This is a genomic window from Bartonella sp. DB5-6, from assembly GCF_000278115.1.
Classification (GTDB): Bacteria; Pseudomonadota; Alphaproteobacteria; order Rhizobiales; family Rhizobiaceae; genus Bartonella; species Bartonella refiksaydamii.
Genome location: NZ_JH725127.1, coordinates 5,486 through 18,306 on the forward strand (window position 1 = coordinate 5,486; position 12,821 = coordinate 18,306).

Consider the following 12,821-nt stretch of genomic DNA (forward strand, 5'->3'; position numbering starts at 1 on the left):
TTTACGGCACATCTCATTTAGAACAAAAACCTTGAATTAGATCATGGAGGAAAAAATGGAACAAACCTTAAAATTATTAAGTGCGATAACTCTATTGAGTATAGCTGGGTGCCAGTTTAATAAGCCTCCTGGAGGGTATTTAAGTGTGTGGGAGAAGCCTGGTGCAGATTTTACTGAGATAGGAAAAGCCTTGTTAGAGTGTGGTATGCCAACCCCTTATGATAAGGATCCAGAAAACAGAAAGTTAAGCAACAATGCAATAGGAAGCATTGAAGCTTGTATGCTTCAATCAGGATTTCGTGATAAAGTTGGGGGAGGGACTATGTGTGAAAATCATAAAGCCGAAAACTTGCCCATTTGTCGTCCAGGTGCTGTCATCCCTCAACGAAGTGTGAAGAAGCGCTTAAATAGCCCATTTTGTAAAAAGCATCCAGAACAATATGAATGCTATCCTTAAGTTTTCCTGTTTGTGATGAAAACAATCTCCCATCCTTGTATTAGCTTGGAATAGCGGGATTGTTTCTTCAATCCATCATCTCAATATTGTTCACCGTTGTTTTAAACAGCGGTGACAGAAAATATCAACAGGCTTACGAGCCTTCTCATCGTAAAGAAACCCATTGAAGGAGGGGAAAAATGAAGAAAATCTTAAAACTATTGAGTGGTATAACGCTCTTAAGTATAGTTGGATGTCAGTATAAAGCTGAGATTCCCTTATCAGCTTGGGAATTATGGGATAAGCCTGGTGCAGATACAATTGATATAGGTAAAGCGCTGTTAGAATGTGGCATGCCAACACCTTATTATCATGATGAATACAACAGAAAATTAGACGGCAATGCGAACGCATTAATTGAAGCTTGCATGGTTCAAGCAGGTTTTAGATATAAATCCGGATATTTGAGTTCGTGTGAGTTTTTTGATGCTCGTTTTCCGATTTGTCATTCAGGTGCTGTCATTCCTCAAAGAAGTGTTAAGAAACGCTTGAACAGCCCCCATTGTAAAAGAAATAGAAACAAGCCTGAATGTCTACCATAGTTTTTTGATGTTGGTATGATTAAGAGTAATCCTTAGTTCTCTTCATCTTTTGCATAAGTGTGCGGGCCGATTGTATCTACACTCAACATGTTTCAAATTGGTATGGACAGAGGAATATAAAACATCAACAAGCTTATAAGCAATCTTATCGTAAAAAATCATTGAAGGAGAGGAAAAATGAAAACAGCTTTAAAGTTATTGAGTGGATTGGCTTTGCTTATTATAGCTGGATGTTTTCCAGGTCCTTACCAAGCTGTGGATGTATTAGAGAAGCTAGGAGAAGATAAGATTGAGATTAAAAAAGCACTATTAGAATGTGGAATGCTGAATCCTCATGATGATTATATGATGGATTATAGAGAGTTAAGCATAAATGCGAATACATCTATTTATGCATGCCTAACCCAAGCAGGTTTTCATAGTAAATTAGGATGGGAGTGGAAAGATCGGTGTAGAAATTATAATGCCGAAGATCTTCCGATTTGTGTGCCAGGTGCTGTCATCCCTCAGCGCAGTGTGAAGAAGCGTTTAAATAGCGCTTATTGTCAAAAATATAAAAATGCACTTGAATGCCAGCCTTAAGTTTTTCTGTTTGTGATGACCAACAATCCCCCATCCTTGTATTAGCTTGGAATGGCGGGATTGTTTCTTCAATACACCATCTCAATATTGTTCACCGTTGTTTTAAACAGCGGTGACAGAAAATATCAACAGGTTTACGAGCCTTCTCATCGTAAAGAAACCCATTGAAGGAGGGGGAAAATGAAAAAAATCTTAAAACTGTTGAGCTGCATGGCTTTATTAAGTATGGCTGGATGTCAGTTAGGAACTCCTCCCCCATCAACTTGATCTTTATGGATGTGACGCAAAGGACGTGTGCGAACGCCTGTCAAAATAAGCAAACGTAATGCCAGATGTGTTATGTTTTGTGTTTTACAGAGGAACTGATAAAAGGCAGGAACATCTTTCCAATCCATTGCAGGTAAGTTTGTGACTTTATGGCGTTGTTTTCCTGAGAGAGCTTGTGCTTTTGTTACTGCTTGTAAATCAACATCCAATCCTAAGTCAGCAGCATGTTTAAGACAAAGATTAAGACGCATCAACGCTGTTCGAGCTGTTCCAGCTTTTGTATGCCAAATGAGAGCAAGTGTGTTGCGTATCTTTGTTTGGGTAATCTCTGAAACGGGCAGACAACCTAATTTGGGCAAAATATGAAGGCGTAATGGTAAAAACCAATGTCCATCTTTACCATCATCTTTTAATTCAGCTTTACGACTTTCAAAAGCATCTAAAGCAATGTCTTTTAAATAATGGAGATTACGCATTGCCTCACACTTTTGTTTATTGCGTTCTTTAATGAGGTCACGACCCTCGTGCAAAATAGAACGCCATTGGTTTGCCAATTCACGAGCTTTTTTTAAAGAAACGTTTCGCAACGCACCCAAGCCCATTTCGCGACGGCGTCCATGAATGGTATAACGATAAAGCCATTGAGCACCTCTATCTTTCGTTTATGAAGGAGCAAGCCGGCACCATCGTTATATTTGCCAGCTCCTAATGTTGCGACAGATCTTGCATTCAGCCGATTCATAAGAACCATTTTTACTCCTTTCTGCTATAGTTTTTACCCACACGCCAGCCCCGCTTGTGACGTGCCAGCAAGTGATTTTGATTGATGCAATATAAACAGGTTTGAAATGAGAGAATCTTACGATATTCGAGACTCTCATTCAATATGAACAACGCTAAATTATCATTATAAATCAATGTGTTGCCTTGTGCATACGCCGCTTCATGGGATTTTAGATTTGTTGAAGGCGTCTTTGAATGCAGAGCTTTCTGGTTCATTTGAGGCTTTAGAAAGGCAATTAGAAAGGTTGAGGGATGATGTTGATGAATTGAAAGAGTGTTCATTTGATGAATTGCTCTGAACTGATGTGAGGATGAAAGAAATGGGGATACCAAATCACACACATGAATATTTACTACCTGTAGCAACAAAAGAAGAAATGCTAGAGGGGACTTCACAGGATGTTGTCGTTGTCCCAAAATTGTTAGGAACAGCGTCTCTTTATGCTTATGAAGCTTTTGCAACAGCAGAACAAGTTGTGCGTGCAAGACAAGAAGCAGAAAAAGCCATGGCGCGCGCCAATGGAGCCCAACAAACAGCAGATGAAGCGAAAACTATAGCAGACAATGTTAAGGAATTATCGGATGCAGCGACGACGACGATAGCGCAAGCAGCAGGCACAGCAGCGAGTGCAGTTACTGTAGCTTCTGAAGCTAAGACGACAGCTGAGACAGCTTTAGAGCAGGCAAAAACAGCATTAACAGCCTCCAATGCGGCTAAAACAATGGTAGAGCTATCGAAAGTCTCCTTATGGACGCACTAGACAATATCTTCTCACACCTCCAAAAGTGGATAACAAAAAGTTAGACGCACCAAATCTCTTCTTAAAATATGAAAAAAATTATCAGGCTTTTAAAAGCTTGAAGAAATGGATTGTGTTTATGGAAGAAAAAAGTTTTACACAAATACTCTTTACATGGATGGGTGAAAAACACTATTTACGCCGTAAAATTGTACCCTTTTAAACAGCATTGAACATCAAACCTATGTTAAACCATTTTTAGGTTCTGATGTTATTGTTTCTCAATAAATGCCCAGAAAAATATTCTGTCATTAATGATCTGAATGGTGAAATCACCAACCTATTTCAGTGCGTTAAAAATCATTTTGATGAATTAGCCCAGCAATTCGAGTGGTTTGTTTCTTCAACGTTGTGTCATGTATGGGGAAAAAAGATTATAGTTCTTTTGGTTTTGGTAGAAAAAAACTACGGTGTTTGATCCTGAAAAACTTTTGGCAAGTTTGGCAAGAATGAGGCATGTAAGGCAAAAGCTTCTTGATACGACGATCTTAAATCTGTCATGGGAGCATGTTGTTAAACTTTTTGATGCTCGAGACAGTTTGTTTTACCTAGACCCGCCACACCTTAAAAAGAACAAATGTTATAGCTCTGGAAATTTTTGTGAAGATGATTTTGTAAAAATGGTGTGCATTCTTAAAGATCTCCAAGGCAAATTTGTCTTGAGTCTGAATGATTGTGATCAGGTGCAAGAGATCTCTAAAGATTTTGACTTTTTAGAAGTAGAGACCATTTGGACCTCTGGTTTTGCTAAAAAAATACTCCGAAAGGAACTCCTGATTCGTAATTGCAATATATAGATGATGATGCTATTTGATAGCGTTATAGATTCTATATATCAGGTGGTTTAAAAGGCGGTTTTATTATTTAATATTTTTATTAACTTATTGAAAAAATATTATAAAATATTTATGAAATGGTACCGATCACCCGCACCATCTTAAATGAGTGCAGGTTATATTATTCTGAGAGGGATGCTGTTTTGTGCATTGTAGAGGGGGCACTTCATGTGTATTATTTATAAAACGTTCCCAGTAATGATTTATTTCAGGCTGAGGGAATTTTATTTTTCCACTTTGTAGAGGCTTAAAATGTTGAATCTCTATCAATAGGGTTGAGCGGAGTTGTAGTGAAAATTGCAGTATTTGTAAAGTGTTTAGCGTTCTTTATTTGCGTTTCTTTATTAACGGCGTGTAGCGAGTCGCGTGCTGTGCTTTGGCATGGGGTACATGCAACGGCGTCTGTGGTTGCAGTGCAACGGGAGGTTGAAGGAAAACCGACTCTTCCGAAGGCTATCGTTCCTGTGTATGTTGCAACAAGTCGTATGATGCAAAACAATTATTCTCAACCTTATGGAATAGAGCGATCAAATAAAGTATATTATAATCGGGTTGACGTAGGAATTCCTCAACAACATGTGAAAGGTGTTGTTGAAATAAACGCGTACAAACCTACTCACGATAAGTATTTTGCAGCAGTAGCATTGCAAAAATATGATAATAAAGAACAATTTAAGCAGCAAATAAATGCAGATTTAGCAAAAAAGCCAAAAGGAAAAAGAGAAATTTTCCTTTTTATTCATGGTTATAATAACAATTTTGCAGATGGCACATTTCGTACAGCTCAATTTACATATGATTATGCTTTAAATGTTGTCGCTGTACACTATTCGTGGCCTTCTGCTGGATCAGTTCCTCTTTATATTTACGACCGTGATAGTGCCAATTTTGCGCGTGATGGACTCATAGAACTTTTAACACTTATTAGTGAAACAGATGCTAATCAAATTTCTGTTATTGCACACTCTATGGGGAATTTTGTTATAATGGAGGCATTTAGAACTCTAGCATTACAGGGAAAGTATAAACCTATTCGCCGTATTACGAGTTTGTTGATGGCCGCGCCAGATATTGATGTTGATGTGTTTGAGCGTCAACTCAATGATATTAAGAGATTACCTCAGCCAACAGCCATTTTGGTATCTCGAGCAGATAAAGCTCTTGCTGTTTCAGGGCGTCTTACAGGTGGACATCATCGTGTGGGGGATGGTTCAGATATTGAAATGTTGCGCAAAAATGGTATAGCTGTTCTTGATTTTTCTCATATTGATGGTGGGGCACACAATGTTTTTGCGTCTTCGCCGACATTGATGGCTCTTTCTCGAGAAGGTTCTTTAGCTTCAACAATTATGCAGGGTACAGAATTATCACCTAGTCAGGCGCTTCTTGCTGATAGTAGCAGTGTGTTAGAAAAAACAACGCATCTTATCCTTTATACACCTGTACGTCTATTATCTCCATTCACTCGACATTAAGTGCGAAAAGATCAAAGCTTTTTCTTCAAATATAAATGAATGAGGAGCAGTATTTTTTAGCACTTTCTTTAGAATCTCCCTGTAAAATGAAATAAATAGCGGGATGAATGTAAAAACCAGTCATTTAGGTGAGTTTATAATGGTTGCACGAAAGCGCTATACCAATACACCTACATTAGTTGATTATTTATCTCATTCCGCAGTTCAGTTATTAGATATTCATACTATGCTTTTGAAGGCAAGAGAAGGTAATATGGGGGAAAAACCAAATTTATTGCGTCAAATTGATTCCACAAAAAAACAACTGGATGAGATAAGTCATGCTCTTATTTTAGAATATCGTAAACGCCAAGAAAATGAGCGCTTTTTAAAACAAATCTTGGTGTCAATTTCCGATCAACTTTTTTCGCTTAATAATGGTTTCAAAGAAACAGGACGCCTCTTTTTTCAAGAGATTAGGATACTTCAATCTCAGATGCAGTGTTTTTATGAGGAGAGGGGGAAACAACATTTATTGGATCGCCAAGAATCTTTTTATTCTCCATCCAAAATTGATGAAGTCATTAAACAGTTACAAAAAGCGCGAGAAAAACTTATTGTTGAAAATCCGCATCTATTCGAAAAAGAATATTAAAGAAAAAATCTCAAATCAGAAATTAAAGATAGTCTAAAAAGTGGATGAGTGTAGTTTGACAGTAATTTTTGTACTAAGTTGGAAGAGGTTGTATTAGTTAGGAATGCGTGATAATTTGTTGTTTTTACGTGTATTTTTTATCATTAAATGCACGTTTTGTAAGACTGTATTTTGACACCTAAAAACCAAAAAAAGAGTGAAAAATCGTAAAAATCGGAATTTGGTGGTAAAAATGAGAGAAGGCTTTGAAAGGTCTTTGAAAATCCTTTGAAAAATTTTGAAAAGTCTGTGAAAGCTCAGAAAACCGCCTTTGAAGACCCTGTGAAAAAAATCAATCCAAAAGTTCAATTGACTCCAAAATCAATTAAAAATAACCCAAAAAGCAAAAAAGATTTCCATATATGTGTGGAAATCTCTAAAAATCGAGTAAAAAATATTTTTTATCAATATGTTGTGACAATTTCTTAATGTAAAAAGATTTCCACTTTCATTTTTTATATTATAGTAGCATTAAGCCGAATCTTGTGTAGTTTCTAGATGTACTCTTTCAGCCTCTATTTGACGCTTTAAATGCAATTTTAGCAGAGGCAAAGTAAGCTCTATTTCTTCCGTGTCGTTGATGTCTTGAACAAGCTCTTGCAGTTTTTTATAAAGTTCCGCCGCGAGTTCCGCTATATCTTCAGGGGGGAGTTTTATTTTAGCATCGCGATAGGTTGTATAAGCTATGCGACCAAGCTTTTTCATGAGTCCAGCAGGGTAGTTTGTGGTTTAAAACCAGCTGCTTTCGCTTTTGCCATGTCACTAAACATTTCGCCTTCTCCAGTGAGAAACCAATAAAAGTCTATGCCATAAATTTTGTGATAGGCAATTGCGATAGATGCTGGCGGCTCATTTATACCAAGCTCATAATTTGCAAGCGTATTTTTTTGCCAAATTAAGAAATTTGGCAAAAGCACCGTGTTCTTTGTTTTCGAGCATTCGTCTTATTTCACGTAGGCGTTTTGCCAATGGTGTTTTAGGTTCTGTTTCTAAACGTGCCAACAAAATACCCATTAAGACCATTTTACGGGCTGACAACCCCCGTAAAATGGTTTTAATTGTTGTTACTGCCCGCTATTTAGGGCGTTTATTATACAATTAACCCCACAAAAAACGGATGTGGGAGCATCCGTTTGAAGTAGGAGCGAAAGTTATGACCATCACACAAAAAAGGGATCGCCATAATATTTTAGCTGAGCTATGCCGCCGTAATATGACCTTAGCGGAGCTTGCGAAAGCTTATCAAACACCCTCATCCAGTGTTCAACATATCTGGACACGGTCTAACGAGAAAGCCGAACGCGCTATTGCCGATTTTATCAGTTTGCCCATCGAGCAAGTGTTTAGTGACCGCTACCCCAAAAGTCGCTGTCGTATTTTTAAAGCAGCAAAACATACCAATACGGACTCGATAAAGCATTCCGCATTGCGCGGTAATGCTGCTTGAACTTCGTTACACGGCTTTGCGTTTTTGCGCATTTGCCATGAATTTAAATACCATAAGATAAAAAGGTTTACCAATGTCTAAAGATCAATACGAAATGGGCAAGATAAATTGCAGAGAGTTGCATCATAGAACAGCTGTTTGGATGGGTTGGTTCTGGCGATTAGATGGTGGTCATATTGTTTTTATCGGGGGTGGTTATGGTTGCTGCTTGTAATTTATGGACCCCAGATGCCAAAAGAGAAATCCTCAATCCTTATTCAGAGGTTGAACGGTTAGAAGCGATGCTTGCCTGTTCTTTTAAGGCAGTGAGTGGTGGATTTAAGCATTTGCCAATCCGGTAATATTATTGACCCTCTACATGGCTTGTTTGATGCGGTATTAGCGCGGCAGATTGCGATTCATATCTTGCATTATTAGTTTGAGGTGCCGCGGCGGCGTATTGTTGCCATGCAAATACGAAAGCAGACTGCTATCTTTCTTGCTTTGCAAGTGATTAACCGGCGTTTGGAAGAACCTGTCTTTGCGCAAGCTTATCGAAGATGGGCGGGGCATGCGATGGATTTATTCTTTAAAGAGATGAGAAAGGTGGCGGCGTGATGGCACAGTTTCAAAAGCTTGTTCTTGATGTGATTGTTGTGTCGGAGCGCATTCGCCCTGTGGATGATGAGCATGCTAAGGCACTTGCGCAATCGATGGCGCGGGAGGAATTGATGAATCCGATTACGGTGCGCCATACCCCCAATGCTAAATAGGGTAATTACACGCTTATTGCTGGTGCGCATCGGCTGCGTGCTGCTGAGATTTTGGGTTATAGTGACATTGCTCGGAGATGGGTGTGAGGTGAGCCTGAAACATGTCAAAGCGGCATGGAAAAACCGTGACGTGGAGGAATTGGCATGACGCGGATAAGCAATAAGGAATTATCCGATACGCCTGTTGGTCTTTATGACGATTATCAATGCGGTTTGGAGATTGGAGAACAGCTTAAATTGTGTGTTGATTGGGCATTATCGCTTGAATTGGAATTGAGTATTCACCGCTTAAGTGAAGCAGAGGCTGTTTTGGAGGGCCAAGTTGTAGAATCTTTGCCTCGTTGCAAAGTTTCTCATTCCAAGAGGGATGAGAGAATTGATGAGACAAGTACAGTTATTCATATGGATTTTGGAGGCGGAAAATGATGGAACGGAACCCTTATATGGTAAGAGATTGCTTGGTTGCTTTGCGCTCTGCTTTGTTGAAGCATGAACTGGAGAGCATTTTTTTAAGTGCGAAAGATGTTCGAGAATTGAATGATTATTTGCGTCGCTTGGCAGGCTATAACCACATTTTAGGACATGAACTTTTGCGATGTCGTTGGCAAATAAAAGCGGGATGTGCGCCTTCTTCAGGGGGATATTGTACCGTTTCGTCGTTTTCAGGAAAAATACGTTCACGGCTTTGATGGTGAGGCAATTTCCTCAAGTGAAGCACAAATTGGCTGGACTTATAAGGATGGAGTATTCTCTCCCCCCGTGGTGGACGAAAACACAAAACAGCTCTCATCTACTGAACAAGTAGAGATAGACACATCCGTAGAGCCCCTAAAAGAACCGCAAGAGAAAGAAAAACAAGTCTAGGTTATAGAGGGATGCTTATTGTACAAAAGCTTAAAGGCTTGTATGATTTTCTTTCTTTAAAGTCCCTTTTAAAACCATTTTAAAGCCCTTTAAAGGGACTTTTTGACTGACAGTGTCAGGCTTATGAGAGAGTGCACTTGTTGTTATTGTTTCTTCATTGATTTGGAGAGCAAGATGGCAACAGAATTTAATCATGGGATACGCATTGTAGAGGCTGGTGAGGTTTCCCGTCCTTTAGCAACATTTGATCAGACCGCCATTGGTGCGGTTGTTACAGCCCCTGATGCTGACAACCAAATTTTCCCCCTCAACGAGCCCGTGCTTCTCTTTACGCATGAGGGTGAAAAAATCCAAAAGCTTGGGCAAAGAGGTACAGCTCTTGATATTATTAATGCTGTATGTGTGCAAGGGATTGAGGCACAAATTATCCTTGTGCGTGTGGAAGAAAAATCAACCATTGCTGAGACACAAGCTGAAATGGTGGGCTCAAACGTCGCCTTGACCGGTGTACAGGCTTTAGCGCACGCTAGGGGTCATTTAGGGGTAGAGCCTGGGATTTTACTGGCACCAGCTTATAGTGCAGGGCGCCTTGATAATGGTAAAAACCCCGTGGCAGATGCGCTTGAACAGGTTGCCGAAAAGCTGCAAGCGATTGCGGTTTTTGATACGGGAGGTAAAAACACGGAAGAAAGCCTTGCCTTTCGTGCAGATTTTTCTTCACGCTTTTGTTATCTGATTGACCCCTTTGTGCGGGTGGCAAATAGTGAGGGTGGTTGGAGTGTTAAACCGGCAAGTCCTTTTGCAGCGGCGATGTTTATCAAACGTGATAAGCAAAGGGGAGGTGTTTTTTGGTCTCCCTCTAACCAAGATGTTAAAGGCATTTTAGGAACCGCACGCCCCATTAGCTATTTTGATGGCGAAATCGATCATGAGGCAAATCGTCTTAATCAAGCTGATATTGCTACCTTTATACCAGCACGGCTTAGCCAAAATGCGCATTTGTTATCTGAGGGGAAAATGGCTGCCAATGGACGCATTTTATGGGGCAACCATACCACCTCCAGTGATCCACTGTGGCGTTTTGTCAATGTGGTGCGCACCCGTGCAGCACTCGAAAAAACCATCATCAACAATTTCCGCCCTTGGGCCAATGATGAGAATCTGACCGGTCAACATGTCATTGCCATTACCCGCTCTTTGACCAGCTTTCTTGATGATATGATTGCCCGTGGAGCGCTGTTGGGAGGACGTGTCTGGTTTGACCGTGATTTAAATTCCAACAGCACTTTACAGCTTGGAAAGTTACGGGTGGAATTTGATGCCGAAGAAGTGCCTCCTTTAGAAGATTTAAGTTTCTCCAGCCGGCGCAATAGCGCTTATTTTGATCGGTTGGCGCAAGATATCCAAAAGAAAATGACCTATCAATTTGGCGATACGCTTGAAACTTATCGCAAAGCAGCAAGGAGTGAAGCATGACTTTACGCATTGTACGCGGTTTTACGCTGATTGTTGATGATGATGTGAATCTTCACCTCGATCTTGAAACGCTTAAATTGCCCACACTGGAAGAAATCACCGAAACCTATCAACCAGGCGGTTCTGATATGCAAATTGATGTTGCTGGTCTTGGTGTGAAAGCTCTCGGTTTGCAAATGAAAATCCGTAGCCACACCCCCGAAATTATTGGTATCTTTGGAGGTCCCCCTGGTCTTCGTCATAAATTTACCGGCAAAAAACATGTGATCTCTGAAGAAGATGGGCAAGAGCATGAACATTCCATTGATGTCACAGGACGCTTGGTCAAAGTCGATAGTGAAGGCTTAACGGCTGGCAAGGCAACAGGCTATGATTGCGAGATCAAAAATGTTTGGGACTATACGGAGTTTTGGGATGGCGCTGTTTTGCACCGCTTTTCGTTCAAACGGGGCGGTTGGCTTGTGCGCAACGGGCAAGAGATCGGTTTGCGTCGACGCTCTATTCTCAATCTATAAGCTCTCATTCATAGGAATTGATCATGACAAGTTTACAAACCAGCATTGATGTGGAATTGCAGGTTCCACTTCTTTATCAGGATAAAGGTGGCAAAGAATCTCTCTGCAAGAAACTGACCTTTTATCGCCCCACTTTCAAACAAGCTAAGCAATTAGCCGTGTTGATTGGACCACAGTTAACAGAGTTGCTGCTTCCTGAATTTGGAGAGCAAAAAACATTCACCAATGATGTGCTTATCTCTAAGCTTTCTCAAATTTTGTTCACAAGTGAGGCAACAGAAGGGATTACAGCGCTTTTGGCGGATATGTCTCATGAAACCGTTGAATTGATTGATCGTGTGGATGTTGTTGACATTATTGCTGTCTTCAAGGCTTTTTTTGCTTTTTTTACGCCACGCCAATCCTGTCTGCCGGTCAATTTGGAGCAGAATTAGCGCTCTACTTTCGCTGGTCTGCTACAGAGATCAATCAGATGGATTGGCTGGATGTGATTTTCTATCGCAGTGAATTAGCACGCCTGAAAAACCTAGAATATGAAAGCCATAGGTTAGAATAAGGAGCTGTTATGGATGTTTCCCTTGTTGTGCGTTTTGTTAATCATCTGCAAGAGGGGATAGCTTCTGCCAAGCGTGATCTTGCAGCCTTTAGTTCAGATGTTGCGCATTTCCAAAGCAAGACACGACAGCACTTTAAAAATTGGTTTGACCCTGAGCATCTTGAGGATGCGACAAAGAATGCGGAAAATGCTTTCAACCATGCGCGTGGGCGCATGGTGGGTGCGCTTGCGCAAACAGCAACTTTGATTGCACCCCTCTATAAAGCCATGCAATTTGATCAATCCATGAAAGGCTTGGAAAAGGTTCTGGATGCTCCTCTTCATCGCTTAAAAGAATTGCGCCGTTTTGCTTTGGAAACCTCCACCAAGATTCCGCTAGCAGCACGTGAAGTTTTGGAACTGATGACCAGTGCCAGCCAAGCAGGAATTGGCGAACAAGATCTGGAAGCTTTTAGCATTTACGCCGCTAAAGCAGCTGTCGCCTTTGATATGACGGGGGATCAGATTGGGGAGCGTTTTGCCAAATTGCGCAATGTCTTTAAGCTTAATCAAGCAGGGATTGAAGATTTAGGTGATGCCATCAATCATCTCTCTAACCACATGGCCGCCAAGGCAAGCGAAGTATCTGACTTTACCAATCGCGCCACCGGTGCAGCAACTATGTTTAAACTCACTGCCCGCGAAACCGCTGCTTTTGGTACGGCAATGATTTCTGCTGGTATTGTACCTGAGAGTGCAGCGCGTGGTTTTAATGCCA

Annotated in this window: 18 protein-coding genes and 5 pseudogenes; 21 read left to right on the forward strand and 2 right to left on the reverse strand. The window is 40.6% G+C overall.

Annotated features, from left to right (window positions below; all coding sequences use genetic code 11):
- Positions 1–55 precede the first annotated feature (55 nt).
- The 3 genes from MCO_RS09270 to MCO_RS09280 all read left to right on the forward strand — a co-directional run bounded on the left by MCO_RS09270 (position 56) and on the right by MCO_RS09280 (position 1,620).
- The gene (locus MCO_RS09270) at positions 56–457 is read left to right on the forward strand and encodes a hypothetical protein (protein WP_007554126.1); all 402 of its coding nucleotides are present in this window, start codon (positions 56–58) and stop codon (positions 455–457) included.
- A 179-nt stretch (positions 458–636) separates the two neighbouring features.
- Positions 637–1,038, forward strand: a complete 402-nt coding sequence (locus MCO_RS09275; protein ID WP_007554127.1) for a hypothetical protein — start codon at positions 637–639, stop codon at positions 1,036–1,038.
- Between the two features lie 177 nt (positions 1,039–1,215).
- A complete protein-coding gene (locus MCO_RS09280; protein ID WP_007554129.1) occupies positions 1,216–1,620 on the forward strand; it encodes a hypothetical protein in 405 nt (134 codons plus the stop codon).
- 254 nt (positions 1,621–1,874) lie between these two features.
- Here the strand turns inward: MCO_RS09280 and MCO_RS09285 are convergent.
- A pseudogene (locus MCO_RS09285) lies at positions 1,875–2,638 on the reverse strand (tyrosine-type recombinase/integrase); the annotation flags it as partial.
- 178 nt (positions 2,639–2,816) lie between these two features.
- Here MCO_RS09285 and MCO_RS10935 point away from each other — a divergent pair.
- The 6 genes and pseudogenes from MCO_RS10935 to MCO_RS09315 all read left to right on the forward strand — a co-directional run bounded on the left by MCO_RS10935 (position 2,817) and on the right by MCO_RS09315 (position 6,883).
- The gene (locus MCO_RS10935; protein WP_196794043.1) at positions 2,817–2,969 is read left to right on the forward strand and encodes a hypothetical protein; all 153 of its coding nucleotides are present in this window, start codon (positions 2,817–2,819) and stop codon (positions 2,967–2,969) included.
- A gap of 21 nt (positions 2,970–2,990) precedes the next feature.
- On the forward strand, positions 2,991–3,431 hold the full coding sequence (locus MCO_RS09295; RefSeq protein WP_007554135.1) for a hypothetical protein: 441 nt from the start codon (positions 2,991–2,993) through the stop codon (positions 3,429–3,431).
- Positions 3,432–3,549: 118 nt separating this feature from the next.
- Positions 3,550–4,267, forward strand: a pseudogene (locus tag MCO_RS11610) (DNA adenine methylase).
- A gap of 329 nt (positions 4,268–4,596) precedes the next feature.
- Positions 4,597–5,781: an alpha/beta hydrolase gene (locus tag MCO_RS09305; protein ID WP_007554141.1), complete on the forward strand. Its 1,185-nt coding sequence runs from the start codon at positions 4,597–4,599 to the stop codon at positions 5,779–5,781.
- Positions 5,782–5,920: 139 nt separating this feature from the next.
- Positions 5,921–6,415: a hypothetical protein gene (locus MCO_RS09310; protein WP_007554143.1), complete on the forward strand. Its 495-nt coding sequence runs from the start codon at positions 5,921–5,923 to the stop codon at positions 6,413–6,415.
- Positions 6,416–6,682: 267 nt separating this feature from the next.
- A complete protein-coding gene (locus MCO_RS09315) occupies positions 6,683–6,883 on the forward strand; it encodes a hypothetical protein (protein WP_040299208.1) in 201 nt (66 codons plus the stop codon).
- A gap of 42 nt (positions 6,884–6,925) precedes the next feature.
- Here the strand turns inward: MCO_RS09315 and MCO_RS09320 are convergent.
- A pseudogene (locus MCO_RS09320) lies at positions 6,926–7,456 on the reverse strand (helix-turn-helix transcriptional regulator).
- Between MCO_RS09320 and MCO_RS10940 the strand changes: the two are divergent.
- The 12 genes and pseudogenes from MCO_RS10940 to MCO_RS09365 all read left to right on the forward strand — a co-directional run.
- Positions 7,380–7,556 carry a hypothetical protein gene (locus tag MCO_RS10940; RefSeq protein ID WP_196794045.1) on the forward strand — a complete coding sequence of 59 codons (177 nt, stop codon included), beginning with the start codon at positions 7,380–7,382 and terminating at the stop codon, positions 7,554–7,556. The pseudogene MCO_RS09320 and the gene MCO_RS10940 sit on opposite strands and share 77 nt — an antisense overlap.
- A gap of 51 nt (positions 7,557–7,607) precedes the next feature.
- Entirely contained in the window at positions 7,608–7,901 is a 294-nt protein-coding gene (locus MCO_RS09325) for a helix-turn-helix domain-containing protein (protein ID WP_007554148.1), read from the forward strand.
- 73 nt (positions 7,902–7,974) lie between these two features.
- On the forward strand, positions 7,975–8,115 hold the full coding sequence (locus tag MCO_RS11615; RefSeq protein ID WP_196794044.1) for a hypothetical protein: 141 nt from the start codon (positions 7,975–7,977) through the stop codon (positions 8,113–8,115).
- A pseudogene (locus MCO_RS09330) lies at positions 8,099–8,498 on the forward strand (hypothetical protein). Before MCO_RS11615 ends, MCO_RS09330 begins: the two are co-directional and overlap by 17 nt.
- Positions 8,498–8,722, forward strand: a pseudogene (locus MCO_RS10420) (ParB N-terminal domain-containing protein); the annotation flags it as partial. The pseudogenes MCO_RS09330 and MCO_RS10420, both read left to right, overlap by 1 nt.
- Before the next feature lie 75 nt (positions 8,723–8,797).
- Positions 8,798–9,079: a hypothetical protein gene (locus tag MCO_RS09335; RefSeq protein ID WP_007554154.1), complete on the forward strand. Its 282-nt coding sequence runs from the start codon at positions 8,798–8,800 to the stop codon at positions 9,077–9,079.
- Positions 9,076–9,342 carry a hypothetical protein gene (locus MCO_RS09340; protein ID WP_007554156.1) on the forward strand — a complete coding sequence of 89 codons (267 nt, stop codon included), beginning with the start codon at positions 9,076–9,078 and terminating at the stop codon, positions 9,340–9,342. Before MCO_RS09335 ends, MCO_RS09340 begins: the two co-directional genes overlap by 4 nt.
- The gene (locus MCO_RS11445) at positions 9,275–9,517 is read left to right on the forward strand and encodes a hypothetical protein (RefSeq protein ID WP_050982522.1); all 243 of its coding nucleotides are present in this window, start codon (positions 9,275–9,277) and stop codon (positions 9,515–9,517) included. The genes MCO_RS09340 and MCO_RS11445 overlap by 68 nt, the downstream gene beginning before the upstream one ends.
- Positions 9,518–9,691: 174 nt before the next feature.
- Positions 9,692–10,993: a phage tail sheath C-terminal domain-containing protein gene (locus tag MCO_RS09350; protein ID WP_007553513.1), complete on the forward strand. Its 1,302-nt coding sequence runs from the start codon at positions 9,692–9,694 to the stop codon at positions 10,991–10,993.
- Positions 10,990–11,508, forward strand: coding sequence for a phage major tail tube protein (locus MCO_RS09355; protein ID WP_007553512.1), 519 nt, complete (start codon positions 10,990–10,992; stop codon positions 11,506–11,508). The genes MCO_RS09350 and MCO_RS09355 overlap by 4 nt, the downstream gene beginning before the upstream one ends.
- A gap of 23 nt (positions 11,509–11,531) precedes the next feature.
- Positions 11,532–11,942, forward strand: a complete 411-nt coding sequence (locus tag MCO_RS09360; protein ID WP_007553511.1) for a hypothetical protein — start codon at positions 11,532–11,534, stop codon at positions 11,940–11,942.
- Between the two features lie 131 nt (positions 11,943–12,073).
- Positions 12,074–12,821, forward strand: a 748-nt coding sequence (locus tag MCO_RS09365; protein WP_007554159.1) for a phage tail tape measure protein, incomplete at its 3' end; no start/stop codon positions are given.

Bases quoted from the DNA above. Each gene is read 5' to 3' on its own strand.
- MCO_RS09270 (WP_007554126.1), top strand. From the start codon at position 56: ATGGAACAAACCTTAAAATTATTAAGTGCGATAACTCTATTGAGTATA.
- MCO_RS09275 (WP_007554127.1), top strand. From the start codon at position 637: ATGAAGAAAATCTTAAAACTATTGAGTGGTATAACGCTCTTAAGTATA.
- MCO_RS09280 (WP_007554129.1), top strand. From the start codon at position 1,216: ATGAAAACAGCTTTAAAGTTATTGAGTGGATTGGCTTTGCTTATTATA.
- MCO_RS09295 (WP_007554135.1), top strand. From the start codon at position 2,991: ATGGGGATACCAAATCACACACATGAATATTTACTACCTGTAGCAACA.
- MCO_RS09310 (WP_007554143.1), top strand. From the start codon at position 5,921: ATGGTTGCACGAAAGCGCTATACCAATACACCTACATTAGTTGATTAT.
- MCO_RS09325 (WP_007554148.1), top strand. From the start codon at position 7,608: ATGACCATCACACAAAAAAGGGATCGCCATAATATTTTAGCTGAGCTA.
- MCO_RS11615 (WP_196794044.1), top strand. From the start codon at position 7,975: ATGTCTAAAGATCAATACGAAATGGGCAAGATAAATTGCAGAGAGTTG.
- MCO_RS09335 (WP_007554154.1), top strand. From the start codon at position 8,798: ATGACGCGGATAAGCAATAAGGAATTATCCGATACGCCTGTTGGTCTT.
- MCO_RS09340 (WP_007554156.1), top strand. From the start codon at position 9,076: ATGATGGAACGGAACCCTTATATGGTAAGAGATTGCTTGGTTGCTTTG.
- MCO_RS09350 (WP_007553513.1), top strand. From the start codon at position 9,692: ATGGCAACAGAATTTAATCATGGGATACGCATTGTAGAGGCTGGTGAG.
- MCO_RS09355 (WP_007553512.1), top strand. From the start codon at position 10,990: ATGACTTTACGCATTGTACGCGGTTTTACGCTGATTGTTGATGATGAT.
- MCO_RS09360 (WP_007553511.1), top strand. From the start codon at position 11,532: ATGACAAGTTTACAAACCAGCATTGATGTGGAATTGCAGGTTCCACTT.